The organism is Aeromicrobium sp. CTD01-1L150, assembly GCF_041951745.1.
In the GTDB taxonomy this organism is placed as follows: domain Bacteria; phylum Actinomycetota; class Actinomycetes; order Propionibacteriales; family Nocardioidaceae; genus Aeromicrobium.
On the sequence record NZ_CP169555.1, the window covers coordinates 56,073 to 80,268 of the forward strand.

Annotated in this window: 24 protein-coding genes and 1 tRNA gene; 14 read left to right on the forward strand and 11 right to left on the reverse strand. The window is 70.5% G+C overall.

Features of this window, described 5'->3' with window-relative positions; translation table 11 throughout:
• Positions 1–3: 3 nt before the first annotated feature.
• Together ACEVFP_RS00255 and ACEVFP_RS00260 are read right to left on the reverse strand one after the other, a co-directional pair.
• A complete protein-coding gene (locus ACEVFP_RS00255) occupies positions 4–501 on the reverse strand; it encodes an FHA domain-containing protein (protein ID WP_375001338.1) in 498 nt (165 codons plus the stop codon).
• Positions 501–1,223 (reverse strand): FhaA domain-containing protein, encoded by a 723-nt coding sequence (locus tag ACEVFP_RS00260; protein ID WP_375001339.1) that lies wholly within the window; start codon positions 1,221–1,223, stop codon positions 501–503. Before ACEVFP_RS00260 ends, ACEVFP_RS00255 begins: the two co-directional genes overlap by 1 nt.
• Positions 1,224–1,350: 127 nt before the next feature.
• On the opposite strand from ACEVFP_RS00260, the gene ACEVFP_RS00265 reads away from it, so the two are divergent.
• A tRNA-Leu gene (locus ACEVFP_RS00265) sits at positions 1,351–1,433 on the forward strand.
• A gap of 124 nt (positions 1,434–1,557) precedes the next feature.
• Here ACEVFP_RS00265 and ACEVFP_RS00270 read toward each other — a convergent pair.
• Both ACEVFP_RS00270 and ACEVFP_RS00275 read right to left on the reverse strand, forming a co-directional pair.
• Positions 1,558–2,121 carry a class I SAM-dependent methyltransferase gene (locus tag ACEVFP_RS00270; protein WP_375001340.1) on the reverse strand — a complete coding sequence of 188 codons (564 nt, stop codon included), beginning with the start codon at positions 2,119–2,121 and terminating at the stop codon, positions 1,558–1,560.
• A 69-nt stretch (positions 2,122–2,190) separates the two neighbouring features.
• Positions 2,191–2,565 (reverse strand): DoxX family protein, encoded by a 375-nt coding sequence (locus tag ACEVFP_RS00275; protein ID WP_375001341.1) that lies wholly within the window; start codon positions 2,563–2,565, stop codon positions 2,191–2,193.
• Between the two features lie 132 nt (positions 2,566–2,697).
• Here ACEVFP_RS00275 and ACEVFP_RS00280 point away from each other — a divergent pair, with 132 nt between their 5' ends.
• Complete coding sequence (locus ACEVFP_RS00280; RefSeq protein ID WP_375001342.1) at positions 2,698–3,624, forward strand: NADP-dependent oxidoreductase; 927 nt, start codon at positions 2,698–2,700, stop codon at positions 3,622–3,624.
• Between the two features lie 82 nt (positions 3,625–3,706).
• Here ACEVFP_RS00280 and ACEVFP_RS00285 read toward each other — a convergent pair whose 3' ends face one another.
• Entirely contained in the window at positions 3,707–4,264 is a 558-nt protein-coding gene (locus ACEVFP_RS00285; RefSeq protein WP_375001343.1) for a type 1 glutamine amidotransferase domain-containing protein, read from the reverse strand.
• A 288-nt stretch (positions 4,265–4,552) separates the two neighbouring features.
• Between ACEVFP_RS00285 and ACEVFP_RS00290 the strand changes: the two genes are divergently transcribed.
• The 7 genes from ACEVFP_RS00290 (at position 4,553) to ACEVFP_RS00320 (ending at position 11,479) form a co-directional block, all read left to right on the forward strand.
• Entirely contained in the window at positions 4,553–5,524 is a 972-nt protein-coding gene (locus tag ACEVFP_RS00290; RefSeq protein WP_375001344.1) for a MerR family transcriptional regulator, read from the forward strand.
• Positions 5,525–5,612: 88 nt separating this feature from the next.
• Entirely contained in the window at positions 5,613–6,416 is an 804-nt protein-coding gene (locus ACEVFP_RS00295; RefSeq protein WP_375001345.1) for a crotonase/enoyl-CoA hydratase family protein, read from the forward strand.
• Positions 6,417–6,449: 33 nt separating this feature from the next.
• Positions 6,450–7,214 carry a class I SAM-dependent methyltransferase gene (locus tag ACEVFP_RS00300; RefSeq protein WP_375001346.1) on the forward strand — a complete coding sequence of 255 codons (765 nt, stop codon included), beginning with the start codon at positions 6,450–6,452 and terminating at the stop codon, positions 7,212–7,214.
• A gap of 52 nt (positions 7,215–7,266) precedes the next feature.
• Entirely contained in the window at positions 7,267–8,628 is a 1,362-nt protein-coding gene (locus ACEVFP_RS00305; protein ID WP_375001347.1) for an FAD-binding oxidoreductase, read from the forward strand.
• Positions 8,629–8,658: 30 nt separating this feature from the next.
• The gene (locus tag ACEVFP_RS00310; protein WP_375001348.1) at positions 8,659–9,777 is read left to right on the forward strand and encodes a pyridoxal-phosphate-dependent aminotransferase family protein; all 1,119 of its coding nucleotides are present in this window, start codon (positions 8,659–8,661) and stop codon (positions 9,775–9,777) included.
• A 128-nt stretch (positions 9,778–9,905) separates the two neighbouring features.
• Entirely contained in the window at positions 9,906–10,886 is a 981-nt protein-coding gene (locus ACEVFP_RS00315; RefSeq protein ID WP_375001349.1) for a helix-turn-helix domain-containing protein, read from the forward strand.
• On the forward strand, positions 10,883–11,479 hold the full coding sequence (locus tag ACEVFP_RS00320) for a dihydrofolate reductase family protein (protein ID WP_375001350.1): 597 nt from the start codon (positions 10,883–10,885) through the stop codon (positions 11,477–11,479). The genes ACEVFP_RS00315 and ACEVFP_RS00320 overlap by 4 nt, the downstream gene beginning before the upstream one ends.
• Positions 11,480–11,542: 63 nt before the next feature.
• Here ACEVFP_RS00320 and ACEVFP_RS00325 read toward each other — a convergent pair whose 3' ends face one another.
• The 3 genes from ACEVFP_RS00325 to ACEVFP_RS00335 all read right to left on the reverse strand — a co-directional run bounded on the left by ACEVFP_RS00325 (position 11,543) and on the right by ACEVFP_RS00335 (position 13,670).
• Entirely contained in the window at positions 11,543–11,815 is a 273-nt protein-coding gene (locus ACEVFP_RS00325) for a DUF2277 domain-containing protein (protein WP_375001351.1), read from the reverse strand.
• Between the two features lie 52 nt (positions 11,816–11,867).
• Complete coding sequence (locus tag ACEVFP_RS00330; RefSeq protein WP_375001352.1) at positions 11,868–13,019, reverse strand: glycerophosphodiester phosphodiesterase; 1,152 nt, start codon at positions 13,017–13,019, stop codon at positions 11,868–11,870.
• Between the two features lie 117 nt (positions 13,020–13,136).
• The gene (locus ACEVFP_RS00335) at positions 13,137–13,670 is read right to left on the reverse strand and encodes a TetR/AcrR family transcriptional regulator (RefSeq protein ID WP_375001353.1); all 534 of its coding nucleotides are present in this window, start codon (positions 13,668–13,670) and stop codon (positions 13,137–13,139) included.
• A 281-nt stretch (positions 13,671–13,951) separates the two neighbouring features.
• Between ACEVFP_RS00335 and ACEVFP_RS00340 the strand changes: the two genes are divergently transcribed.
• The gene (locus ACEVFP_RS00340; RefSeq protein WP_375001354.1) at positions 13,952–15,505 is read left to right on the forward strand and encodes an MFS transporter; all 1,554 of its coding nucleotides are present in this window, start codon (positions 13,952–13,954) and stop codon (positions 15,503–15,505) included.
• 17 nt (positions 15,506–15,522) lie between these two features.
• Here ACEVFP_RS00340 and ACEVFP_RS00345 read toward each other — a convergent pair whose 3' ends face one another.
• Complete coding sequence (locus tag ACEVFP_RS00345; RefSeq protein WP_375001355.1) at positions 15,523–15,891, reverse strand: hypothetical protein; 369 nt, start codon at positions 15,889–15,891, stop codon at positions 15,523–15,525.
• Between the two features lie 89 nt (positions 15,892–15,980).
• Here ACEVFP_RS00345 and ACEVFP_RS00350 point away from each other — a divergent pair, with 89 nt between their 5' ends.
• Complete coding sequence (locus ACEVFP_RS00350; RefSeq protein ID WP_375001356.1) at positions 15,981–17,573, forward strand: FMN-binding glutamate synthase family protein; 1,593 nt, start codon at positions 15,981–15,983, stop codon at positions 17,571–17,573.
• Positions 17,574–17,789: 216 nt separating this feature from the next.
• On the opposite strand, the gene ACEVFP_RS00355 is transcribed toward ACEVFP_RS00350, so the two are convergent.
• The gene (locus ACEVFP_RS00355) at positions 17,790–18,338 is read right to left on the reverse strand and encodes a TetR/AcrR family transcriptional regulator (RefSeq protein WP_375001357.1); all 549 of its coding nucleotides are present in this window, start codon (positions 18,336–18,338) and stop codon (positions 17,790–17,792) included.
• 26 nt (positions 18,339–18,364) lie between these two features.
• Between ACEVFP_RS00355 and ACEVFP_RS00360 the strand changes: the two genes are divergently transcribed.
• The 3 genes from ACEVFP_RS00360 to ACEVFP_RS00370 are packed head-to-tail and all read left to right on the forward strand — an operon-like array spanning position 18,365 to position 22,828.
• Entirely contained in the window at positions 18,365–19,996 is a 1,632-nt protein-coding gene (locus ACEVFP_RS00360) for a carboxyl transferase domain-containing protein (RefSeq protein WP_375001358.1), read from the forward strand.
• Between the two features lie 5 nt (positions 19,997–20,001).
• Entirely contained in the window at positions 20,002–21,852 is a 1,851-nt protein-coding gene (locus ACEVFP_RS00365; RefSeq protein WP_375001359.1) for an acetyl/propionyl/methylcrotonyl-CoA carboxylase subunit alpha, read from the forward strand.
• Between the two features lie 34 nt (positions 21,853–21,886).
• Positions 21,887–22,828 carry a hydroxymethylglutaryl-CoA lyase gene (locus ACEVFP_RS00370; protein ID WP_375001360.1) on the forward strand — a complete coding sequence of 314 codons (942 nt, stop codon included), beginning with the start codon at positions 21,887–21,889 and terminating at the stop codon, positions 22,826–22,828.
• Here ACEVFP_RS00370 and ACEVFP_RS00375 read toward each other — a convergent pair.
• Positions 22,821–24,086: a PucR family transcriptional regulator gene (locus ACEVFP_RS00375; protein ID WP_375001361.1), complete on the reverse strand. Its 1,266-nt coding sequence runs from the start codon at positions 24,084–24,086 to the stop codon at positions 22,821–22,823. The genes ACEVFP_RS00370 and ACEVFP_RS00375 overlap by 8 nt on opposite strands.
• Between the last annotated feature and the right edge of the window lie 110 nt (positions 24,087–24,196).

Below are 24,196 nucleotides of genomic sequence, written 5' to 3' on the forward strand. Positions count from 1 at the left end.
GCGTCACTTCCGCAGCTCGACGATGGTCTTGCCGAGGCGCACCTGGATGCCCGGACCGATCGGGGTGGGGCTGGTGATGCGCTGGCTCCCGAGGTAGGTGCCGTTGGTGGAGCCGAGATCCTCGACGAACCATTGCTCACCGTTGGTGGCGAAGCGGGCATGACGGGTGGAGACGTAGTCGTCGTCCAGGCGGATGGCTGCGTCCGTGCCACGGCCGAGCAGGATCGGGTCGTCGCTCAGCGGGACGCTCTGTCCGGCGTTGGGACCCCCGACGATCTGGAGCTTGGTGGGGGCACCGCGGGGGGCGCGCTTGCCGCGGGCCTTCTTCTCCTTGCCCTTGTCACGCGGCTGCTTGGGCTGCTTGGTGCCGCTCGCGGCCGCCTGGGCGGGCACCTTGGTGCCGAAGATGTCGGAGCGGATGACGGAGACCGCGGACAGGACGAACAACCACAGCACGGCCAGGAAGCCGAGCTTGACCAGTGTGAGGGTGAGCTCGGACATCAGGTCCCTTCGCCGGTGGTGCGGATGACGACGGTCGTGTTGCCGAGGCGCAGCTCCGAACCGTTGGAGACGGACGCGGTCTGGACCCGGTGTCCGTTGAGGATGACCCCGTTGGTGGAGCCGAGGTCGGTGACGGTGACCGAGGTGACGTCTCCGGAGGTGTGGACCTTGATCTCGGCGTGACGACGCGAGATGCCGGGGTCGTCGATGCGCAGGTCGGCCTCGTTGCTGCGCCCGATCACGACGCCCGGCGGCTCCAGCGGGTGCTTGAGACCGTTGACCTCAAGGATCACGTCCGAGCGTCGCACGGCCGTCTCGGTCACCCGCTGCCCTGGAACGGGAGTGACGGAGGCGTTGGTACGGCTGCGGACCCGGAACCGTCCGGTGTGCAGCTGCGGCGTCTCGTCGAAGGAGATGGCCAAGGGACCGGCGAGCGTGTAGCGCTGCTCATCGACGTGCTCCTGGACGAGGACGGCGAGCTCGTGCTCCAGCGTCGTCCCGAAGGGAGCGAGCCGTTCGTAGTCGGGAGAGGAGAGCTCGACCGTGAAGTCGTTGGGCACCAGCATGCGCTGACGGGACAGGACGTGGGCGGAGTTGTCGATCTCCCGCTGGATCGCCGAGGCGATCTCCACGGGCTGCACGGCGCTGCGGAACGCGCGCGCGAAGGCGCCGGTCACAGCACCTTCCAGGCGCTGCTCGAATCGTTGGAGCACACCGGCCATCGTCGTTCCTCCTCCCGCGTCGTCAAAGGGGTCCCTGCGATGGTATCGGGACGGGTGGCCGACGCCCGGCGGCGCGGGTGTGAGATGGCCCCTGTTAGACTCACTCCTCGGTCCGCAAGGACCAAGAGCGCACGTGGCGGAATGGTAGACGCGCTGGCTTCAGGTGCCAGTGTCCGCAAGGGCGTGGAGGTTCGAATCCTCTCGTGCGCACCCCTGGGTGGTTCGGCATCGGGCCATCGTGAGATCGCCAGCGCACCTCGTCCGGCACGAGGGGGCGCTTCCTCCGGGCCCGGCGCTCACCCTCCGTGGAGCCGCGCGGGCGCAGGGGGACGGCTCAGACCACGGCAGCCGATCCACTGGTGACCCAGGCCCACGGCCGGCCGATCGCCGGGACGGACAGGTACTCCTGCCGCAGGTCGTGATCGCCGAACCCGGCAGCGGTCAGCAGGGCTGCCGGATCGCGCGTCAGGTGGCAACCGCCGAACAGCCGCTGCTGCAGGCCGTCCAGCCGCCGTTGCCAGGTCGCCACGCGAGCATCGGGGGAGAGGCCGTGCTCGGCGAGGTGCAACGTGCCGCCCGGGACCAGCAGCCGCCGCGCCTCGTCCAGGGCCGCATCGACGTCAGGGATCGTGCACAGGCTGAACGTCACCAGGACGCTCTCCACGCAGGCGTCCGGCAGATCCACCCGGGCACCGTCCAGCCCCACCCGATGTACCGGGGCGCCGGAGCCGTCGCGCCGCGGGGCCGAGAGGTCCCACGCCGCATCCGACGGTTCCACGGCCAGGACCTCGGTGACGTCACCCGGGTAGAGGTCGCAGTTCAGGCCGGAGCCGAACCCCAGCTCGAGCACCCGGCCGTGCAGGTCGTGGCAGGCCCGCTGCCGGACCGGCCGCATCATCGGATTTCCGCAGGAGGAGTCGACCAGTCGGGGAAGCACCCGCTCGTTCCACCAGTACACGGAGGGCCGTCAGAACGGGTGCGGGCCGGTGCGCCCCCACACGACGAACACGGCCACCAGGCCGAGACCGAGGTTGACGATGACGTTGGGCCACTCGCTGCGGCGTGCATGGAGGACGACCGCGCCCGCCATGATCACCGCGAGTCCGGCCGCTGCGAGCCAGGCCAGCGCCGGGGCGACGTCGAGGAGAGGAGGCAGCAGCAGGCCGACGGCCGCGACGACCTCGAGGATGCCCACGACACGGATGAGGGCGAGGGGGACGTCGTCCACCCACCCGCCGACCTTCTTGCGCAGAGCGTCCAGCGGCTGCGTCGCCTTGATCACCCCGGCGCCGCCGAAGATGGCCGCGAGGACCACCTGGGCCACCCACAACGCGACGTCCATGGTGCACTCCGCTCAACTCGGTGACGGGTCCCTGCTCGATCATGCCCTGCCGGGCTCTGCTCGATCATGCCCTCCCGGGCGGGGAACGTCCACCGTGGAATGGGCCGTCCCGGTGACGCGTTGACACCGGTCATGCGAGCCATGACTTATGACCGGTACGGAGACAACGACGTCCTGGGGCTCACGGAGCAGCCACGGCCCAAGGTCGGGCCCGGCGAGGTGCTCGTCGCGGTGCGGGCAGCCTCGGTGAACCCGGTGGACTGGAAGCTCATGTCCGGGGCGCTCGACGCCCTCATGGACGTCCGCTTTCCCGTCGTGCCCGGCTGGGACGTGGCCGGCGTGGTCGAGGAGGTCGGCATCGACACCCCCGAGGTCGCGGTCGGTGATGAGGTCATCGCGTACGCGCGCAAGGACTACGTGCACGGCGGGACCTTCGCCGAGCTCGTGACCGTTCCGGTGCGGGCCGTCGCACCCAAGCCGGCGAGCGTCGATTGGGAGGAGGCCGCTGGGCTTCCGCTGGCCGGTCTGACGGCGCTGCAGTGCCTGGAACGCGTCGGGACCGGCCCGGGCGACGTGGTGCTGATCCACGGTGCCGGCGGCGGTGTGGGCAGCTTCGGTGTGCAGATCGCCCGGGCGCTCGGAGCCCGCGTCATCGGTACTGCCTCGGCCGACCAGCACAACCGCATCCGCGACCTCGGGGCCGAGCCGGTCGCGTACGGAGACGGAGAGGTCGCGGCCATCAAGGAGCTGGCTCCCGAGGGGGTTCACGTGGTGGCCGACTTCGTCGGCGGCACGCTCGACGTCACCCGTGAGGTCGCCGCCGAGGGCGCTCGGGTCGTCTCGATCGCCGACCCCGACGTGATCGGCGCCGGCGGGCAGTGGGTCTGGGTCCGTCCGGACGGGCAGGGACTCGCGCGGCTCGCCTCGATGGTCGACGACGGCGCGGTCCGTGTCGATGTCGAGCAGACCTTCCTGCTGGAGGAGCTGCCCGAGGCCTTCGCCCGCAGCCAGGAGGGCCACGTGCGCGGCAAGCTCGCGGTGCGCGTCGCGGCAGACTGAGACCCCCCGATTTGTGAGCCCCTGCACCCAATCGTCGCTCGATTGGGTGCAGGGGCTCACAAATCGGGGAGACGGTGCCGCGTCAGCGGTTGGCGACCACCTCGATGATCGTGTCGTTGAAGGCCGGGAGGTCGTCGGGCTTGCGTGAGGTGATGAGGTCCCAGCCGTTCGCGCGGCAGTGGAAGACCTCGTGGTCCTGCCACGTCCCGCCGGCGTTGCGGACGTCGGTCTGCAGCGACGGGAACGACGTGAGGGTCTTGCCGGGAAGGACCCCGGCCTCCACCAGCACCCACGGTCCGTGACAGATCGCGGCCACCGGTTTGCTGGCCTCGACGAAGGCCTTGACGAGTGCCACGGCCTGCGCGTTCGTGCGCAAGGTGTCGGCATTGACCGTCCCACCGGGCACGACGAGGGCGTCGTAGCGCGCGACGTCGGCGTCCGCGACCGCGACGGTGGCCCGGAACGTCTCGTCCTTGTCGACGTCGCCCACCATCGACTGCACCGTGTCTGCCTCGGGCGCGACGTGCTCGGGAGTACCCCCGGCGCCCTCGACTGCGGCCCACGGGTCCGTGAGCTCGGACTTCTCGACGCCGGTCTGGGAGGTCAGGAAGGCGATGGTCCTGCCGGAAAGTGCGCTCATGGTTCCACCTCGGAGCTCGGGGTCTCACGCCGCGTGCGGCGTGCTGTGTCTCCACGCTAGATCGGCACTGGCTGGCCGGCTCGGGGTGACCCGGATGTGGGAACTTCTGCACCGAAGCGCTGCCTGGTTGGGTGCAGGCGCTCACAGATCCGCGGGACGTGGCGCCCGGATCAGAATCACCAAACTTGTGCAGAACATGCTCATTTGCTCAACCGTCCTGCGCGTCGTCGCGGGGGACCTAGGCTGGCAAGGAACAGCGCGTGGTCCTGATGAAGGAGGGTTCGGGGTGTGAAGGACCAGCAGAGCGCACCAGGTCGAGAGGTCCCGCAGTCCGCCACCACCGTCGTCGACCACGCTGCCACCGACCTGACGTGGAGCGTCGGAGCCGTCTCCGAACGGCTCGGCGTGGCCCCCTCGACCCTGCGCACCTGGGAGCGCCGCTACGGCGTGGGTCCCAGCCACCGCACCCGGGGTGGGCACCGCCGCTACACCGAGCGCGACATCGAACGAGTGGAGCTGGTGCGCCGCCTCGTCAGACGCGGGGTCTCGGCGCAGGACGCCGCCCGCGTCGCGCGCAACCTCGAGCGTGACGAGCTGGTCAACGCCCTGTCGGAGGAGTCTGCCCGCGAGGAGCACAGCATCGGCCCCGACGACCTCGTCGACGCCGTCCTCGCCGCTACCGTCACCAGTGACGGCCTTCGGCTCCAGGAGCTGTTCGGAGCCCTGCTGGGAGGGGCCCGCTTCGCCGACGCCTGGCGGGACGTCTTCTCCCCGGTGCTCGCCCGCATGGCGCACGAGAGCTCGGTCGGCTCCCTGGAGCTCGAGGCGGAGCGGCTCGCCACCGACGTCATGCTCCACGAGATCCGCCGCGTGCGGGCCCGTGGTGCACGACCCGCCCAGCCCCAGGTGCTCCTGGTCAGCGGCACCGACGACGACGCATGCCTGCCGTTCGTGGCCCTGGGGGCCGCGCTCGTCGACGCCGACGTCACCACACGGTCAGTCGGGCCCGGGGCCGAACCCCGTGCCATCACCGATCTCGTCGACAAGATGCGTCCCCAGGTGCTGGTGTGGTGGGAGCAGCCGGCCGGGGTCGAGGAGCCGCTGCGTCACCAGCTGGAGCGCCCGGACGTGGACACCTTCCTCATGCGTGCCGCCCCGACCTGGCCGCACGAGATCGGACTGCGGTTCGGGTTCGAGCCGCCCTTCGTCGCCACCGACGTCGGGGGTGCGCTGCGTCACGTGCTCGACCGGGTCACCTGAGCCGTCACCTGGGGGTGCGCTGCGGGTCTCGGTACGATCCCGCTCGTTCCTCGCGAGGTCACTCGACCTCCTCCGCTACGCTCCGGACATGGCAGAACCGCACGTACTGACCAGCATCGACGGCCCCGTGGCCCGGGTCCGGCTGAACCGGCCGGACAAGCTCAACGGCGTCACCCTCGACATGCTCCGGGGCCTGCTGGACGCCGCCACCCGTATCCGTGCCGACCGGGACGTCCGCGTCGTGCTGATCGAGGGTGAGGGGCCGTCGTTCTGCTCCGGACTCGACTTCGCCGAGGCCGGCAAGGACAAAGCCCGCGTGGTGCGGTTCTTCCTGCGGCCCCCGTGGCGCAGCACCAACACCTTCCAGCAGGCATTGTGGGCCTGGCGCGAGCTGCCCGTGCCGGTCATCGCCATCACCCGCGGCCATGTCTACGGCGCCGGAATCCAGCTGGCCCTCGCGGCCGACTTCCGCTTCACCACCCCGGACTGCCAGTGGTCTGTCCTGGAGGCCAAGTGGGGCCTGGTGCCGGACATGAGCGGCACCGTCCCGCTGACCGAGCTGGTGCCGGCCGACGTCGCCAAGCGGCTCGTCCTCACCGGCGAGGTCCTCTCCGGCACCGATGCGGCCGACTGCGGCTTGGCCACCGACGTCGCCGACGACCCGATGAAGCCGGCACAGGAGCTCATCGACGCCCTGCTGGAGCGCTCGCCGGACTCCGTCGCCGCCGGCAAGAAGCTGCTCAACGGAGTCCGGCTCGGGTCGCTGGCCCGTGCCATGCGGCGTGAGCGCCTCTACCAGCTGCGGATGTTCCGCTCGCCCAACTCCGCCGCCGCCCGCAAGGCCGGCATCACCAAGACACCACCGGAGTTCGGGCCACGGACGTTCGGCTGAAGGCCTGCGCCGCAGCGTTGTTAGGCTTGCGCGGTGACTGACGACAAGCCATCCAAGAAGGTCGCGGACCAGTACGACCGCGGGTACGACTACACCACGTACTGGAACAACCGCGACTACGAGCACGCCGCCGAGGAGGCGGCCATCCGTCGTCTGCTCGATGGTCGCCAGTTCGCTGCTGCCGCCGACGTCGGGGGTGGGTTCGGACGACTGTGCCTGCTGCTGCGCGAGTACGCCGACCAGGTGACTCTGGCCGAGCCCAGCCGCACCCAGCTGGAGGCCGCCGAGGACGTCCTGGCCGGGACGGACATCCAGAAGGTCCAGACCCAGGCCGATGCGCTGCAGTTCGACGACGCGGCGCTGGACCTCATCACGATGGTGCGCGTCATGCACCACATCCCCGAGCCCTCCAAGGAGTTCTCCGAGCTCGCCCGGGTCCTCAAGCCGGGCGGGACGGCGCTCATCGAGGTCGCCAACTACGGGCACTTCAAGAACCGCCGCCAGTTCAAGAAGGAGGGCAAGGCGCTGCCCACCGAGCCGGTGAGCATCCGCACGGTCAGTGCCGACGAGCCCGACGCCATCGCCTTCGTCAACCACAACGTCGAGACCGTCGTGGGCCAGCTGGCCGACGCGGGCCTGGTGCTGCAGCGCAAGCTGTCGGTCTCCAACCTGCGCAGCGAGAAGCTCAAGAAGGCCCTGCCCACCGGGCTCATGGTGGCTGTCGAGAAGGCGCTGCAGGAGCGGTTGGCCAAGAAGGACTTCGGTCCCAGCATCTTCCTCGAGGTCCGCAAGCGCTGAGCAGCGCCTCGGGCGGCTGTCGCTACCGCACGCTCTGAGGTTTCATGGGCGGATGGACGCCCTCGCCGAACTCATCCGCTCGCTGCCTGACGGGGCCGTGGTCGTCGATCCCGACGTCATCGAGGCCTACCGCTACGACTGGTCCAGGGAACCAGGCGCCGGCACACCGGTCGCGGTGGTGCGGCCCGGCGATGCCGCGCAGGTGCAGGCCACGGTGCAGTGGGCCGCCGAGCACCGGGTGCCGGTCGTGCCGCGGGGAGCGGGCAGTGGGCTGTCCGGTGGCTCCAGCGCCGTCGACGGAGGGATCGTGCTGAGCCTGGAGCGGATGCGCGCCGTGGAGATCGACCCGGACTGCCAGACCGCCACCGTCGAGCCCGGAGCCCTCAACGCAGAGGTCAAGCTCGCGGCCGGCGAGCACGACCTCTGGTACCCGCCCGACCCCTCCTCGTACGAGATCTGCTCCATCGGGGGCAACGTCGCCACCAACGCCGGTGGCCTGTGCTGCGTCAAGTACGGCGTGACCACGGACTACGTCCTCGGCCTCGACGTGGTGCTCGCCGACGGCACGCTCGTGACGCTCGGCGGCCAACGCATCAAGGACGTCGCCGGGCTCAGCCTGCTCAAGCTGTTCGTGGGCAGCGAGGGGACGCTCGGCATCGTGACCCGCGCGATCCTGCGTCTCGTACCTGCCCAGGCGGTGGCCTCCACGGTGGTCGCGACGTTCGCCGAGGTCGACGCCGCAGCCCGGGCGGTGGTCTCCATGCGCAGAGGGCTCCGCCCGTCGATGCTCGAGCTGATGGACCGGACGTCCATCAATGCGGTGGAGGACTACCGGTCGATGGGCCTCGACCGGTCAGCCGGCGCGATGCTCGTCGTCCAGTCCGATGCGCCCGGCGCCGCCCGGGCCGAGGAGGTGGCCACGGTCGAGGCTGCCTGCGCCGACGCCGGCGCCACCGCGGTCTTCCTGACCGACGACCCGGACGAGGGTGAGCTGTTCGTCGAGGCGCGACGGGCCGCCTTCCCGGCCATCGGTGCCCGTGGAGCCGTGATGCTGGAGGACGTCGGCGCCGCGGTTCCGCTCCTGCCCGAGCTGCTCGCCTCGATCGCGTCGATCGCGCAGGAGCACGACGTCGAGATCCCGGTCGTCGCCCACGCCGGCGACGGCAACACCCACCCGATCATCGTGTACGACGAGACCGACCCTGACGCGACGAAGCGGGCGGGGGCGGCCTTCGACGCGGTCATGGCTGCGGCCATCGAGCTCGGCGGAACCATCACCGGAGAGCACGGGGTGGGTCGCACCAAGCGGTCCGCCCTGCCGGCCCAGCTCGGCGAGGACGTGATGGCGCTGAGCCGCAGGGTGAAGAGCGCTCTCGATCCCGACGGCATCCTCAATCCCGGCGCCGTTCTCTGAGCGCCCGGCGATGAGCTGTAGCGTCAAGGCATGACCGCGATCCACGAGAGGCACCTCTTCGGTCCTGGCCCGTCCAACCCCTACCCCGAGGCGACCGCCGCGCTCGCCGAACCCTTGCTCGGCCACCTCGATCCGCTCTTCCTGACCCTGATGGACGAGACCTGTGACCGCCTGCGTGCGGTGTGGGGCACCCAGAACGCGAGGACGTTGCCGTTGTCGGCCACCGGATCGGCCGGCATGGAGGCCGCGTTCGTCAACACCGTGCACGAAGGTGACGTAGTGGTGGTGGCCGTCAACGGTCTGTTCGGCCGACGCATGTGCGACGTGGCGGCACGTTGCGGCGCGGAAGTCGTGGCGGTCGAGCACGAGTGGGGGGAGCCGGTGGACGTCGACCGAGTGCTGTCCGCCCACCCCGACCCGCGTATCATCGCCGCGGTGCATGCGGAGACCTCGACCGGCGTGCGGTCGGACGTCGCTGCCCTGGGTGCGGGCAAGGGCGATGCGCTGCTGGTCGTCGACGCCGTGACGAGCATCGGCGGCATCGAGCTGAGGGCCGACGACTGGGGGATCGACGTCGGCTACGCCGGGACGCAGAAGTGCTTGGGTGTCGCGCCCGGGCTCGCCCCGTTCACGATCAACGACCGGGCGTTCGAGCGTCGCGTGGAGAAGCCTCGCTCGTGGTACCTGGACCTCGGCCTGCTGGGCGGCTACGTCGGCGAGGCCCAGGGGTCCGGTGGTCGCACGTACCACCACACCGCTCCCACGGCCATGGTCGCGAGCCTGCATGCTGGGCTCGGGCGGATCCTCGACGAGGGCCTGCAGGCGGTGTGGCAGCGGCACGCCGATGCCGGGCGCCGGCTGCAGGACGGGCTGCAGGAGATGGGTCTGGAGCTGTTCGCCGCCGAGGGGCACCGGCTGCCCGAGCTCACCACCGTCCGGGTGCCCGACGGTGTGGACTCCGCAGCGGTGCGTCGCATCCTGCTGGAGCGGTACGACCTCGAGATCGGCGCCGGTGCGGGCGAGTACGCCTCCACGGTGTGGCGCATCGGCCTCATGGGCCGCAACGCGCGTCCGGACGCCGTCGCACTCGTTCTCACCGCCCTTCGTGAGGTGCTTGAGGAGGTTCGCGGGACCACCGTGCCTGGTTGAGCAAGAACGGTCGGGCGCGCGACGGCCTCCCGGGCGAGACTGGACCCATGAGCCAGAGCCCTACCCGCGATCGGCCCCCTTCTGGTCGGCCCCCCTCTGATCGACCCCCTTCTGATCGACTGAGGGAGTTGCTCGACGCCGTGCTGGCCGAGGACGCCGACCGGCTTGAGCAGATCGCTGCCGGCGCACACTCCTCGCCGTTCCACCTGAGCCGACAGGTGCGCGGTGCCACCGGTGAGCCGCCGGTCAGCCTGCGACGCCGGGTCCTGATGGAGCGCGCGGCTTGGCAGCTGCAGCGCGGGTCGACGGTGACGGACGCGGCGTTCGCCGCGGGGTTCGAGTCGGTGGAGGGGTTCGCGCGGGCGTTCTCCCGCGCGTACGGCCACCCGCCCAGCGCGATGCCGCCTGCCACGGACCGCGGCCACTGGTTGCCGGCACCCAACGGCCTGCACTTCCACGGTCCGGCGGTGCTGTATGCCGCCCATCCCCCGAGCACTCCGCCCCCGCCGGGGCTCTACGTCGACGTCCGCGAGGGTGCTGGGGCCGAGGACGTCGCGGGAGGACAGGAGCAACCGGCGGGAGATGTCCTGGGGCTCATGGTCCGGCACGACCTCGATGACACGGCCGCTCTCCTGGCCGCCGCCAAGGCGCTCGACGAGCGGGCGCTGTGCGACGTCCGTCTGCCCGGTCACGTCGCCCTGGAGTGGGCCGGGCCCGATGCGTCGTTGCTGGACGTCCTGGGCCATCTCGCGCTGTCCAAGGAGCCGTGGCTCGCTGCCGTCCTGGGTGAGGACGCGCCGGACGAGACGCCGCCAGACGACGTCGCGGGGCTAACCTCGCGCCACGAGCAGTCGTCCGGCCGGTGGCTCGCCTGGGTGCGCGACGTCGAGCGACGGGGTGCCTGGGCCGACCGGGTCATCGACGCCATCTGCGACCCGCCGGAGTCCTTCCAGCTCGGCCAGATCGTCGCCCACGACCTCACCTTCTCCTCCCACCGGCGTCAGCTCGCACGGTGGATGCTCCGCGACGCCGGAGTGGGGCTGCAGACCCCCGAGCTGGACCCCGACCCGATCGTCTGGCACCGACGCCAGTCAGGAGAACGACGATGACCACCATCGACCGCCCACGCTGCCGCTTCTACACCGCGACGACGCTCGACGGCTTCCTGGCCACCGAGGACGACAGCCTCGACTGGTTGCTCTCCCAGGACACCGGAGGTCAGGGACCGGACAGTGGTGACGGCACCGGCTGGTACGAGGAGTTCTTCGCTGGTGTCGGCGCGCTCGTCATGGGCGCCACGACCTATCTCTGGGTGCTCGACCACCTGCGCAGCACGGGGGAGACCTGGTCGCAGGCTTGGCCGTACGACCGCCCGACGTTCGTCTTCACGCACCGCGAGCTGGATCGGGCGGCCGACTCCGTCCAGCTCGTCGCCGGGTCGCCGCCCGACCTGTGGCCGCGTATCGCCGACGCCGCCGGCGACCGTGACGTCTGGATGGTCGGCGGTGGCGAGCTCGCCGTGAGCTTCGCCGCATCCGGCCTGCTGGACGACGTGCTGGTCTCGATCGCGCCCGTCACCCTCGGCGCTGGCAAGCCGCTGTTCCCGCGCCCCTTCGACCTGCATCTGCGCGGGGTGGAGCAGCAGGGTGTCTTCGTGTTCGCCCAGTACGGCGTCGTGGGTCCGCGTGCGGTGGAGGGCTGAGCCGACCCCGACCAGCGCCGAACGTCAGGCCGCCCTGTCAGGTTGTGCTGTCAGGCTGTGCCGTCAACCCGGGGCGTAGCGCTTGGCCGCGCGGGTCTTGGCCTTGGCGGCCTCCACCTCACGGTCCTTGGCGGGAGCGTTGGTGACGAGGTCGTCCACGAGGTGCCGCGTCAGGTGCGCGACCTCCTCCACGGCGCGGTCGAAGACCTCCTGGTTGGCCTTGGACGGCTTGGTGGTGCCGGCGATCTTGCGGACGTACTGCAGGGCGGCGGCGTGCACCTCGTCGTCGGACGCAGCCGGCTCGAAGTTGTGCAGGGTCCGGATGTTGCGGCACATGCCGCCACGGTACGCCCGGTCGTCGCCGGCGGGAACCCCTCGAACCCCGCCGTCAGCGTCGCAGGTACTCCGTGCGCGCCGTGACCGCAGTGTCCGGGAAGTCGGCGAAGACCGCGTCGATCCCTGCGTCGAAGAAGGCGAACAGCTCGGCCTCGACGTCTCCGTGCTCGGCCGGGTCGTCGCTGCTGCGCAGCTCGGTGGGCAGGAACTCGTTCTCGTTGCGGACCGTGTAGGTGCTCACCCCGAGGCCGGCCCGGTGGGCGTCGCGCACCACCGACGATGGCTCGCTCAGACGTCCCTCGGCGTCGCGCGGGATGATCGAGTTCTTCTCCGGGCCGATCCAGTCGGCGTACCGGGCGACGTCGCGTAGCCCTCGGGGGCTCATCAGGTCGGCGTAGGTGGTGTCGTCGCCCTGCTCCACGAGGTCGTACGGCGCGCCCGTGGCCGCCGTCAGCTGCAGCAGCGGGACCCTGGACTGCCGCGAGAGCTCACGCAGGTTGGACGTCTCGAAGGACTGCACCAGCACCGGCGCCCGCCCGTGGTCCCAGCCGATGTGGCGCAGCGAGCGCAGCAGCGGTGGGGTGAGGTCCAGGTCGATGGACTCGAAGTACGTCGGGTGCTTGGTCTCCGGAGCGACGCCGATGGTGCGACCCGTGCGCTCGCTGGCGGAGCGGGCCAGCGCCAGCACCTCGTCGAACGTCGGCACCTGGAACTGGCCGTCGTACAGCGTGTTGCCCGGACGGAGCTCCGGGAGGCGCTCGACGGCGCGCAGGGTGCGCAGCTCGGCGAGAGTGAGGTCCTCGGTGAACCAGCCGGTCACGTCGGTGCCGTCGATGTTCTTGGTGGTCCTGCGATCGGCGAACTCCGGACGATCGGCGACATCGGTGGTGCCGCTGATCTCGTTCTCGTGCCGGGCGACCAGCACGCCGTCCTTGGTGCTCACCAGGTCCGGCTCGATGACGTCGGCACCCTGCTCGATCGCCAGCTGGTAGGCGGCCAGCGTGTGCTCGGGTCGGTGGCCGGACGCACCGCGGTGGGCGATGACGCTGATCGTGCGGGTCGGCTTCTTGAACGGGTTCTTCAGCGTCGTCTGGCCCGACTTCTTGACCGTCTGCCGGTGGGCATCGACCGTCGGCGTGGCCGAGGCCATCGCCGGTGAGGCCATGAGAGCGATGAGTGTGACGCCGAGCGTGAGGGTCCTCATGCCCCCACGCAAGGCTCCTCAGGTGAACCACCGGTGACGTCCGCTGCCACGGCCGATGAGCAGTCCGTGAGCATGTGCTCGGACGGCAGTGGTGCGTGTCGCGGCTCGGCCGCTCCCTCAGGTGCCGAGCGCGCCGAGACGACCGAGCACGTCGCGCACGTGTCGCAGGGCGTGGCGCTCGGCCAGCCCCGTCGTGTCGTCGAAGTAGAGGCCGTCCCCGATGAGCTGGACGGTCCGGGCCAGGGACTCATCGCCGAGGTGCTCGCGCAGCACGGCGAACCAGCCCTCTCGAAGGTCGGCGAGGGCCTGCGACGCGCGGGCGTCGTTCTCCTGGGCGATCCGGGCGGCGGCGATGAGCGCGCGGTCGAAGTCGCTCCCGGAGTCGACGGACGTCTCCAGGTAGAAGTCCACGGGCCCCTTGCGCGCGGAACGCATCTTCTCCACGTCGGCCACGCCTTGCTCGCGCAGTCGCTCGAGCATGCCCTCGACGAGCTCGTCCTTGCTGTGGAAGTGGTACAGCAGACCACCCTTGGAGACGTCGGCCGCCGCCGCGACGGCGTCGAGCGTGGCTCCGCGGCTGCCGGTCTCGACCAGCAGGGACTCGAAGGCGTCGAGGAGTCGGTCCCGCGTGGATCGCTCGGCGTCAGGCATGGGGCGATCTTAGGCAGACGGCGAGCTCGAGGGGTCCGGTGCGCCGGTTCCGGGGTGCACGAGATCACGTCGAATCGACTAGGCCCCTGTACCGTCCAGACGGTACAGTAGGTGCGGTGTCCGAGCGCCCGCCCGGACACCGGGGCACGCCGGTCCAGCCGGTGCCGTGCGCCGCCCGGCACCCCCGCTGTTCCATCTGCCGCCCGTGGCCCGGCACCCCCGCCCCGCCGTTTGCCGCCCGCGGCCCGGCACCCCCGCCACTTTCGAGAGGAGGCTCGCTCATGACGACGACACACCCCCACCAGGTACCCGACGGGACCCGCGCCGGTCTGCGCGAGTGGGCCGCTCTCGCGGCGCTCATGCTCCCGGTGCTGATGGTGTCCGTGGACAACACGGTCCTCAGCTTCGCGCTGCCCGAGGTGAGCTCGTCGCTGCAGCCCACCGGCACGCAGCTGCTGTGGATCGTCGACATCTACGCCCTCATGCTCGCCGGGCTCCTCATCGCCATGGGCAGCCTCGGTGACCGGGTCGGCCGACGACGGCTGCTGCTCCTCGGCGCGGTCGGGTTCGGTATCGCGTCGCTCGTGGCTGCCTACTCCAGCACGCCGCAGATGCTGATGGTGGCCCGTGCGCTGCTCGGGTTCTTCGGCGCGACGCTCATGCCTTCCACGCTCTCGCTCATCCGCAACGTGTTCGCCCACGCCCATGACCGGCGTATCGCCATCGCCGCCTGGGCTGCGATGTTCTCCGGCGGTGCCGCGCTGGGTCCGATCCTCGGCGGCTGGCTCCTGGAGCACTTCTGGTGGGGCTCGGTCTTCCTCATCAACGTGCCCATCGTCATCGTGCTCATCCCCCTGGCCCTGGCCCTGGTGCCGGAGTCACGCGACCCGGCGCCGGGCCCGGTCGACCCGACGTCGATCGCGCTGTCGATGCTGGCGATGTTCCCTGTCGTCTATGCCATCAAGCACGGCTCCAAGGCCGGTCTGGACGACCTCACCCTGGCCTCGGTGGCTCTCGGCGTGGGAGCGGGCTGGCTGTTCGTCCGGCGTCAGCAGCGCAGTGCCAGGACGCCCGGCGCCAGCCCGATGCTCGACGTCTCGCTGTTCCGCAACCCGGTCTTCAGCGGCGCCATCGTGGCCAACCTGCTGAGCCTGATGGGATTCACCGGGTTCCTGTTCTTCGGCGCCCAGCTGCTGCAGCTGGTGCTCGGCCTCTCGCCGATGGACTCGGCCATGGTGCTGCTGCCCGGCCTGGTCATCACGGTGACTGGCGGCTTCCTCGCGGTCCGGCTGGTGCGGCACTTCCCGGTGCGGGTGCTGGTGAGCATGAGCTTCGTGGCCTCGTCCATGGGATATGCCATCGCCGCGTTCACCGGACAACCGACGGTCGTCAGCGTCATGGTGGCCTTCGCGATCATGGGCCTGGGGATCGGGATCGCCGAGACGTTGACCAACGACCTGATCCTGGCCAGCGTCCCGCCGCACAAGGCCGGTTCCGCCTCGGCGATCTCCGAGACCGCCTACGAGGTCGGTGCCGTGCTGGGCACGGCCGTGCTCGGGTCGGTCCTCACCGCCACCTACCGCGCGAACCTGGACGTCCCGCCGGTGGTTGGCGACGGTGGATCCACCTTCGAGACGTTGGGCAGCACGATGGCGGCGGCCGACGGCTACCCCAACGTGATTGGCGAACGACTCGCGGAGTCCGCGCGCATCGCCTTCGACCTGGGCGTGCAGCGCTCGTCGGGCGTCGCCATCGGTATCGCACTGCTCGCGGCATGGGTCTCTTGGCGAGCTCTCCGCGGTGCACCTGAGGCGGTGCCGGGGCCGACCCGGTAGGTCCTGACGGTCAGGACCTACCGGCGGCGGGCCAGCAGCACGGCGACGGTCAGCCCGACCACGGAGGCGGCGGTCACCGCGTCCCGGGCCAGCAGCGCTCCCGCCGACGCGCCGATGATCGAGGCGATGAACAAGGCGCCACACAGGAACGACAGGACCAGCGCGAGCACCACCGGGACGGGCTCGTCGTCGCTGCGGTTCCAGGTCAGGAAGCAGCCTGCGGCGATGACGGCGATCGCCGCGACCAGGATGATCTGTAGCGGCCCGACGACGATGCCGGGCCACGATGCACGCACGATCTCGGGGAGGGCGACGCGGTCCAGGACGAACACCGCGACGATGACACCCCACGACCAGGTCATGGCGGCGGGCCAGCGTTCGTTCATGGCATGACGCTATCGCCGTCGCCCTCCCGCAGCGGCGCCACGCTCGGCCGAGGGTGACAGACATCACATCAGGTGTCAGCATATGAGTCATGGTCAGGTGGCTGGCAGTTGCTGGACTGGCGCTCGTGGCGGCGTGTGCGGTGGGCCTGGCCATCGGGGTCGATCGCCTCTGGTGGTTCGCGGCGGCGCCGCTCGTGGCGCTGTCGGTGATCGGTGTGTACGACCTCCTGCAGCGCAGCCACAGCGTGCTGCGGAACTATCCCGTGATCGGGCATGCGCGGTTCCTGCTCGAGCGGATCCGTCCGGAGATCCAGCAGTACTTCGTGGAGCGCAACACCGACGGGACGCCCTACGACCGTGAGATCCGCGATCTCGTCTACGACCGGGCCAAGGGCAACCACGGTGAGGAGCCGTTCGGCACCCAGCGCGACGTCAACGCCGTCGGCTACGAGTTCGTCGCGCACTCGCTGAGGGCCAAGCCCAAGCCCGACGGCGTCGTGCCGACCGTGCGTCTGGGCGGTCCGGAGTGCACGAAGCCCTATGACATCGCCCTGCTCAACATCTCGGCGATGAGCTTCGGCTCGTTGTCCGCCCAGGCGGTCGAGGCGCTCAACGGCGGCGCGGCGCTGGGTGGCTTCGCCCACGACACGGGTGAGGGCTCCATCACGATCCATCACAGCAAGTACGGCGGCGACCTCATCTGGGAGATCGGCTCGGCATACTTCGGCTGCCGTACGGCCGACGGCGAGTTCGACCCGGAGCCGTACGTGCAGCGAGCGACGCTGGAGCAGGTCAAGGCCGTCTCCCTCAAGCTCTCGCAGGGGGCCAAGCCTGGTCTCGGCGGGCTGCTTCCCGGCGCCAAGGTGAACGAGGAGGTGTCCAGGGCTCGCGGTGTGCCGATCGGCACGACGATCGTCTCGCCGCCGACCCACACCGCCTTCGACACCCCCCGCGGGTTGATCGAGTTCGTGGCGCGGCTGCGTGACCTCAGCGGTGGCAAGCCGGTCGGGTTCAAGCTGTGCATCGGGTCGCGACGGGAGTTCCTGGCGATCTGCAAGGCCATGGTCGAGCTGGACAGCACGCCGGACTTCATCATCGTCGACGGCTCGGAGGGCGGCACGGGGGCGGGGCCGGTGGAGTTCGAGGACTACGTCGGGATGCCGCTCACCGAGGGACTGATGTTCGTCCACAACGCACTGGTGGGCTGCGGGATGCGTGAGCGCGTCAGGATCGGGGCGAGCGGAAAGATCGCGAGCGGGATCGACATCGTCAAACGCATCTGCCAGGGCGCCGACTTCACGCTCGCCGCGCGGGCGATGATGTTCGCGGTCGGGTGCATCCAGGCCCAGGCGTGCCACACCAACCACTGTCCGGTGGGCGTGGCCACCCAGGACCCGTGGCGGGCCCGCGCGCTCGTGGTGGACGACAAGCGGCACCGCGTGCACCAGTACCAGGAGAAGACCGTCAACAGCGCGATGCAGATCGTCGCCTCGATGGGCCTGGACTCCTTCGGCGACCTCACGCCGCGCAAGCTCTTTCGGCGCGTGGACCCGCAGGTCACCCAGACCTACTACGACCTCTTCCAGTGGCTCGAGCCCGGCGAGCTGCTCATCGAGCCGCCCGAGGGCTGGCGTCGCGACTGGGCCACGGCCTCTCCGCAGACGTTCGAGCCCAAGCTCTGAGCCCGCCTGCTGATCGGTGCTTGCGCAACCGAATGGCTTCGTCGTCGCCACATCGGTGTCGTAGCAACCGAATGTCAGACCTTGGGGTTGCTCAGACACCGATCCGGGTTGGGTGGCTGATCGGTGCCACAGCAACCGAATCAGCGCTCTTGAGGTTGCTCAAGCACCGATCCGGGACGCGGGACCGCTTTCGGTTGCGCAAGCACCGATCAGGGGTCAGCCGAGCAGGGCGGCACGGGCCATGCGGGCCAGCAGGGCGCGCAGGGCCGGTTCACTGATGCGGGCGCTGTGCGGGGTGGAGTTGAGCAGGCCGAACGTCGCCTGCACGGCCGCGCGCGCCTCCGACCGTGGCAGGTCGTCGCGCAGGTCCCGCACCACGTCCACCCAGAGGTCGACGTAGGCGAGCTGGGTGCGACGTACCGCCGTGCGTCCGGCGTCGTCCAGGCGCGCCCACTCCCGCTCCTGCACGACGATGTACGCCGGGTTCTGCACCGCGAAGTCCAGGTGCCACGCGATCAGGGCGTCGAGCCGGGCATCGGCGTCGGTCGCCGCATCGGCCCGGGCCTGACCGGTGCGCAGCAGCTCGTCGCTGATGTCGGTGAGCGCCTGCGTCAGCACCTCGGCCTTGCTGTCGAAGTGCTTGTAGAGCGCCGGGCCGGAGATGCCGCACGCGAAGCCGATGTCGCCCACCGAGACGCCGTGGAAGCCGTCCCGTGCGAACAGCTCCGTGGCGGTGCGCAGGATCTGGGTTCGTCGCTCGCTCACCCCTGCACCATAGCGTCTTGTGGTTAATGGGTGTTAACCTCAGCATCGTGAGTCCTTCGATGCACGAGCTCGTCGACGAGCTGCACGCGCATCTCGCCACCGTCCGTCTGGGCGGCAGCGAGACGTCCCGTGAGCGCCACGTCTCCCGCGGCAAGCTGCTGCCCCGCGACCGGGTCAACCGCCTTCTCGACCCCGGCTCGCCGTTCCTCGAGCTGTCCCCGCTCGCTGCGTTCGGGATGTACGGGGGTGCCGGGCCGGGGGCGGCCGAAGAGCACGCAGTCCCCAGCGCGTCGATCATCACCGGAGTGGGCCGCGTGGCCGGTCGTGAGGTGATGGTGGTGGCCAACGACGCGACCGTCAAGGGCGGCACCTACTACCCCCTGACCGTCAAGAAGCACCTGCGTGCGCAGACCGTCGCGCAGCAGAACCAGCTCCCGTGCGTCTACCTCGTGGACTCCGGCGGAGCATTCCTGCCGATGCAGGACGAGGTCTTCCCCGACCGTGAGCACTTCGGCAGGATCTTCTTCAACCAGGCCCAGCTGTCCGCCCGCGGCATCTCCCAGGTTGCTGCGGTCATGGGCTCGTGCACCGCCGGCGGCGCCTACGTGCCGGCGATGAGCGACGAGACCGTCATCGTGCGTGAGCAGGGCACGATCTTCCTCGGCGGGCCTCCGCTGGTGAAGGCCGCCACCGGCGAGGTCGTCACCGCCGAGGAGCTGGGCGGCGGAGACGTCCATGCGCGCACCTCCGGGGTCGTCGATCACCTCGCCGACGACGACGCGCACGCCCTGGACATCGTCCGCTCGATCATCGGCACCCTGCGACCGTCCGAGCCGCACCTCCTGCCACAGCAGGCGGTCCCGCCGCGCGAGGACCCGCAGACGCTGCTGGACGTGGTCCCCGTCGACCCGCGGACGCCGTACGACGTCCGCGAGGTGATCCGCCGCGTCGTCGACGACTCCAGGCTGCACGAGTTCAAGCCGCTCTACGGCGACACGCTGGTGTGCGGGTTCGCGCACGTCGAGGGCTACCCCGTGGCGATCGTCGCCAACAACGGCATCCTGTTCAGCGAGTCCGCCCTCAAGGGGGCGCACTTCGTCGAGCTGGCCAACCAGCGCGGCATCCCGTTGCTGTTCCTGCAGAACATCGCCGGGTTCATGGTCGGCCGTGAGTACGAGAACGGCGGCATCGCCAAGGACGGCGCCAAGCTCGTCACGGCGGTCGCCTCGAGCGTCGTGCCCAAGCTGACCGTCGTCATCGGCGGCTCCTACGGGGCAGGCAACTACGGCATGTGCGGCCGCGCCTACGACCCCCGCTTCCTCTGGACCTGGCCCAACGCCCGCATCTCGGTGATGGGCGGTGAGCAGGCGGCCTCCGTGCTCGCAACCGTCCGCCGTGACGGCATCGAGGCCAAGGGCGGCACCTGGTCGGCCGAGGAGGAGGACGCCTTCAAGGACCCCATCCGCGCCCAGTACGAGGAGCAGGGTTCGCCGTACTACGCCACGGCACGGCTGTGGGACGACGGCATCATCGACCCACGGGACACGCGGCGCGTCCTCGGCCTGGCGCTGCAGACCTGCGCGAACGCCCCCGTCCCGTCCTTCGAGTCCCGCGTGGACGGCGGCGCCGAGCCGTCGTTCGGCGTCTTCAGGATGTGAGGGCCATGACCGCCACCGCGTTCCGCACCGTCCTCGTCGCCAACCGTGGGGAGATCGCCCGGCGGATCGTCCGCGCCTGTCGGCGGGCGGGCCTGCGCAGCGTCGCCGTCCACACCGACCTCGACGAGGGCGCGCTGCACGTGAGCGAGGCCGACGACGCTGTGCGCATCGAGTCCTACCTCGATGCCGAGGAGATCGTCGCGGCCGCCCGCGCGAGCGGAGCCGAGGCCGTGCATCCCGGCTACGGCTTCCTCTCCGAGAACGCCGCCTTCGCCCGCGCCGTCGCCGGTGCGGGACTGGTGTTCGTGGGTCCGGACGCCGACACGATCGACCTGATGGGCCGCAAGGACCGGGCCCGTGAGGTGGCCGAGCGTGCCGGCGTGCCCGTCACGCCGCAGTTCACCATCGGCCCCGACGGCGCGGCCACGGTCCCCGACGACGCCTACCCGGTGCTGGTCAAGGCCGCCGCGGGCGGCGGTGGCAAGGGCATGCACGTCGTGCGTTCGGCCCGTGAGCTTGCCGAGGCCGTCGCAACCGCCCGGCGCGAGGCGCTCTCCAGCTTCGGTGACGACACCCTGCTGGTGGAGTCGTACGTCGAGGGAGGGCGCCACGTGGAGGTCCAGGTCTTCGGCGACGCCCACGGCCACGTGGTGCACCTGTTCGAGCGGGACTGCTCGGTGCAGCGTCGGCACCAGAAGGTCGTCGAACAGGCACCGGCCCCCGGCCTGGAAGCCGAGCTGCGGATGCTGCTGCTGGAGTCGTCGGTGGCGCTGTGCCGGGAGATCGGGTATGTCGGCGCCGGAACGGTCGAATTCCTGGTGGCCGACGGCGGCCAGACCGGCTACTTCCTGGAGATGAACACCCGCCTGCAGGTGGAGCACCCGGTCACCGAGCAGGTCACTGGTCTCGACCTCGTGCAGTGGCAGCTCGACGTCGCCGCCGGGCGGCCTCTCCCGCTGAGCCAGGAGGCGATCACCTGCACCGGCCACGCCGTCGAGGTGCGGGTGTACGCCGAGGATCCCTACACGGGGTTCCTTCCGCAGGCCGGCCACGTCCTCGACGCCCACTGGCCCGACCGTCGCGACCAGGTGCACGCCGCCATCGAGGGGGAGGCTGACGTCAGCCCTGCCTACGACCCGATGATCGCCAAGCTCGTGGGCCGCGGAGGGGATCGCGACGCTGCGATCGACGACGTGCTGGCGCTCGTCGACGCCTCGGCGGTCGTCGGCATCGAGAGCAACCTGGGCTGGGTGCGGCGGCTGGTCGATTCAGGCGCCTTCCGATCCGGCGAGATCCACACGGGCTGGCTCGACGCCCACGAGGGCACGCTGCTGCAACGCCCTGACGTGGCCGAGGAGGCATTGCAGACCGCTGCGCGGGACCTGCTGGCACCCTCTGGGCCCGGCCCGTTCGATCGTCGCGACGGATGGCGCAGTGCCGGACCGGCCGACCCTGCGGTCCAGCCGGTGCTCGATGCCGACGGAACTATGCACGACGTGGTCGTCGACCATGCTCGCGCAGCCGGCGCCCTGGTCCATGCGCTCGGCGCCCGGCGGTGGGTCACGTGGCAGGGCCGCACGGTCGTCCTCGAGGCGGCCGACGCGATGCGCCGTGGCGCGGCGGCCGTGGCGGGCGAGGCCGGCGTCGTCGCGCCGATGCCGGGCACCGTCGTCGCCCTCGACGTGGCCGAGGGCGAGACCGTGACGGTCGGCCAGCGGCTCGGCGCCGTGGAGGCCATGAAGATGGAGCTCGCGCTCACCGCCCCGCACGACGGCACTGTCACTCACGTCGGCGCCGCCGTCGGCGACCAGGTCGGCATGGGCCACGTCGTGATCCACGTCGAGGAGGACGCATGACGTCCCAGGAGTACCTGCATAACCGGGAGGGACGATGAGTCTGCCGATGGTCGTGCGGGACCCGGAGCTGCCGGAGCGGGTGACGATCTACGAGGTCGGGCCGCGTGACGGGTTGCAGAACGAGTCAGAGGTGGTGCCGCTGCCGGTCAAGGCCGAGCTCGTGAACCGGCTCGTCGCCGCCGGTCTCCCCGTGGTGGAGGCGACGAGCTTCGTGCACCCCCGGTGGGTGCCGCAGCTCGCCGACGCCGCCGAGCTCGTGGCTCTCCTGAGCGACGGCGAGGCGATGCACCATCCGGTACTGGTGCCCAACGACCGCGGCCTCGACCGTGCTCTGGAGGCCGGCTGCACGCACGTGGCGATCTTCGCCAGCGCCACCGAGACCTTCGCCGCCAAGAACCTCAACAGCACCGTCGAGGAGCAGATGGCGATGTTCGCGCCCGTCGTGGCACGGGCCCGCGGGGCCGGCGTCGACGTCCGTGCCTACGTCTCGATGTGCTTCGGGGACCCGTGGGAGGGCGCCGTCGACCCCGACGTCGTCGTGAGGGTGGGCCGCGACCTGCTCGACCTCGGTGCCTCGCAGCTGTCGCTCGGAGACACCATCGGCGTCGCCACCACAGGCCAGGTGAGTGACCTCGTGGCCCGGTTCGATGCTGCCGGCGTGGGCGTCGATCGCCTCGCCATGCACTTCCACGACACGTACGGACAGGCCCTCGCCAACACGCATGCCGCGCTGCGGACCGGCGTCACGACCTTCGACGCGTCGGTCGGTGGCCTCGGTGGCTGCCCCTACGCCAAGAGCGCCACCGGCAACCTCGCCACCGAGGACCTGGTGTGGATGCTCACCGGGCTCGGCATCGAGCACGGGGTCGACCTGGACGCCCTCGTCGCCACCAGCACGTGGCTGGCCCCGCTGCTCGGCAAGTCCCCGGCCAGCGCCGTCGTGCGCGCCAGGGCGGGCGAGCTCGACCTCAGCTGAGCACTGCCGGTCCCAAGTGGGCGCAGGCCACCAGAGCGAGCTCCATCTCCATCCGCGCCTCCTCGAGCGGCCGTCCACGCAGCGCGAGGGCACGGTCCACCCGGTACTTCACCGTGTTCTTGTGCAGGTGCAGCACCCCGGCCGCCGCGGTGTAGCTGCCCTGCGCTCGAAGCAGCTCCCGGAGGGTCTCACGCAGCCGCGCCGCTCCCGCCGTGTCCACCGCGAGCTCACCGAGCGACCGAGTCACCAGACGTCGTGTCGCTGCCAGGTCGCAGACCAGCATTGCCGCCGTGCGGACGTCGGTCTCGGCAAAGGTCGTCACCACCGGCGCCGCGTCGCCCGCGACCAGTGCCACCTGCCGCGCCTGCTCGGCCTCCTCGTGGCTGAGCCGGAAGCCTGCGAGGCCGGAACGAGCCGAGCCGAGCGCAACGCGAACACCCTCGATGTCTGCCAGCGTCGCGGCGACGGTCCCGGCGTCCGGCTCGTCGTCCTCCCGACGTCCGAGGGGGAGCCAGCCCCAGCCGTAGGTGCCGTCACGGGCGAGGAAGAGCGGTCGGGTGCTGCCGCTGGCCCGCTCGGCCAACGCGGTGAGCGCGTACTCCAGTGATCGCAGGCGCCCCGCCTGCTCGTCGCCGTCCGCCCACAGGACGACCCCGACATGACGCTGACGCAGCCGGTACCCGAGCGCCCGCTCGGCCTCGTCGACGTCGATGATCTCGGCGGTGCCGCCCACGAGGCGCTCCACCATGGCGGCCCGCAGCGTCGAGCGGTGCGACATCCAGCGGTCGCGCTCGGCCTCGTAGGCTCCGATGACCTGCTCGGTGATGTTGTCGATGTAGGCGAACGTGAACTCGGTGAAGCGGCGGCTGGTGTTGATGACCACCTCCAGGTCAGGTTCGGACGCCACCAGGTCCGCGTGGACCCAGTCCACCACCTTGGCCTGGGCGAGCCGGTAGGCGCGGATGAGGGCGGTGACGGAGACGCCGTGCTGGGCGAGCCGGCGTGCGTACTCCTGGGCTGCGGCCGGAGCGGTGACCTCGGTGATGGGGATGTCATAGCGCAGGATGTGCGCCAGGGCCTCGAGGTTGCTCTCGATGCTGCCGTACAGGAGGTCGAGCAGGACGCGGTCGTCGTTCAGCTCCTCGATCTGGTCCGCCAGGTGGCTCTGGAGGGACCCGGTCAGGAATTCAAGGTGCTCGCTCAACAGTGCACCCACCGACGTCATGGTGTGCGTGACGGCGGACGTTCCTGATCTCACCGCTACTCCTTTGTGTCGAGGAAACAGAACTTCGTGTGATGTGCATCATGCCAGTACGAAGATGCCCGGTCATCACGGCTTGAGAGCACGAAGATCAGTCGAAGGTATGT

What these genes read in the sequence shown, in the direction of transcription:
- ACEVFP_RS00255 (WP_375001338.1), bottom strand. Translation starts at nt 501, where the DNA reads ATGTCCGAGCTCACCCTCACACTGGTCAAGCTCGGCTTCCTGGCCGTG.
- ACEVFP_RS00260 (WP_375001339.1), bottom strand. Translation starts at nt 1,223, where the DNA reads ATGGCCGGTGTGCTCCAACGATTCGAGCAGCGCCTGGAAGGTGCTGTG.
- ACEVFP_RS00270 (WP_375001340.1), bottom strand. Translation starts at nt 2,121, where the DNA reads ATGATGCGGCCGGTCCGGCAGCGGGCCTGCCACGACCTGCACGGCCGG.
- ACEVFP_RS00275 (WP_375001341.1), bottom strand. Translation starts at nt 2,565, where the DNA reads ATGGACGTCGCGTTGTGGGTGGCCCAGGTGGTCCTCGCGGCCATCTTC.
- ACEVFP_RS00280 (WP_375001342.1), top strand. Translation starts at nt 2,698, where the DNA reads ATGCGAGCCATGACTTATGACCGGTACGGAGACAACGACGTCCTGGGG.
- ACEVFP_RS00285 (WP_375001343.1), bottom strand. Translation starts at nt 4,264, where the DNA reads ATGAGCGCACTTTCCGGCAGGACCATCGCCTTCCTGACCTCCCAGACC.
- ACEVFP_RS00295 (WP_375001345.1), top strand. Translation starts at nt 5,613, where the DNA reads ATGGCAGAACCGCACGTACTGACCAGCATCGACGGCCCCGTGGCCCGG.
- ACEVFP_RS00305 (WP_375001347.1), top strand. Translation starts at nt 7,267, where the DNA reads ATGGACGCCCTCGCCGAACTCATCCGCTCGCTGCCTGACGGGGCCGTG.
- ACEVFP_RS00310 (WP_375001348.1), top strand. Translation starts at nt 8,659, where the DNA reads ATGACCGCGATCCACGAGAGGCACCTCTTCGGTCCTGGCCCGTCCAAC.
- ACEVFP_RS00320 (WP_375001350.1), top strand. Translation starts at nt 10,883, where the DNA reads ATGACCACCATCGACCGCCCACGCTGCCGCTTCTACACCGCGACGACG.
- ACEVFP_RS00325 (WP_375001351.1), bottom strand. Translation starts at nt 11,815, where the DNA reads ATGTGCCGCAACATCCGGACCCTGCACAACTTCGAGCCGGCTGCGTCC.
- ACEVFP_RS00330 (WP_375001352.1), bottom strand. Translation starts at nt 13,019, where the DNA reads ATGAGGACCCTCACGCTCGGCGTCACACTCATCGCTCTCATGGCCTCA.
- ACEVFP_RS00335 (WP_375001353.1), bottom strand. Translation starts at nt 13,670, where the DNA reads ATGCCTGACGCCGAGCGATCCACGCGGGACCGACTCCTCGACGCCTTC.
- ACEVFP_RS00340 (WP_375001354.1), top strand. Translation starts at nt 13,952, where the DNA reads ATGACGACGACACACCCCCACCAGGTACCCGACGGGACCCGCGCCGGT.
- ACEVFP_RS00345 (WP_375001355.1), bottom strand. Translation starts at nt 15,891, where the DNA reads ATGAACGAACGCTGGCCCGCCGCCATGACCTGGTCGTGGGGTGTCATC.
- ACEVFP_RS00350 (WP_375001356.1), top strand. Translation starts at nt 15,981, where the DNA reads ATGGTCAGGTGGCTGGCAGTTGCTGGACTGGCGCTCGTGGCGGCGTGT.
- ACEVFP_RS00360 (WP_375001358.1), top strand. Translation starts at nt 18,365, where the DNA reads ATGGGTGTTAACCTCAGCATCGTGAGTCCTTCGATGCACGAGCTCGTC.
- ACEVFP_RS00365 (WP_375001359.1), top strand. Translation starts at nt 20,002, where the DNA reads ATGACCGCCACCGCGTTCCGCACCGTCCTCGTCGCCAACCGTGGGGAG.
- ACEVFP_RS00370 (WP_375001360.1), top strand. Translation starts at nt 21,887, where the DNA reads ATGAGTCTGCCGATGGTCGTGCGGGACCCGGAGCTGCCGGAGCGGGTG.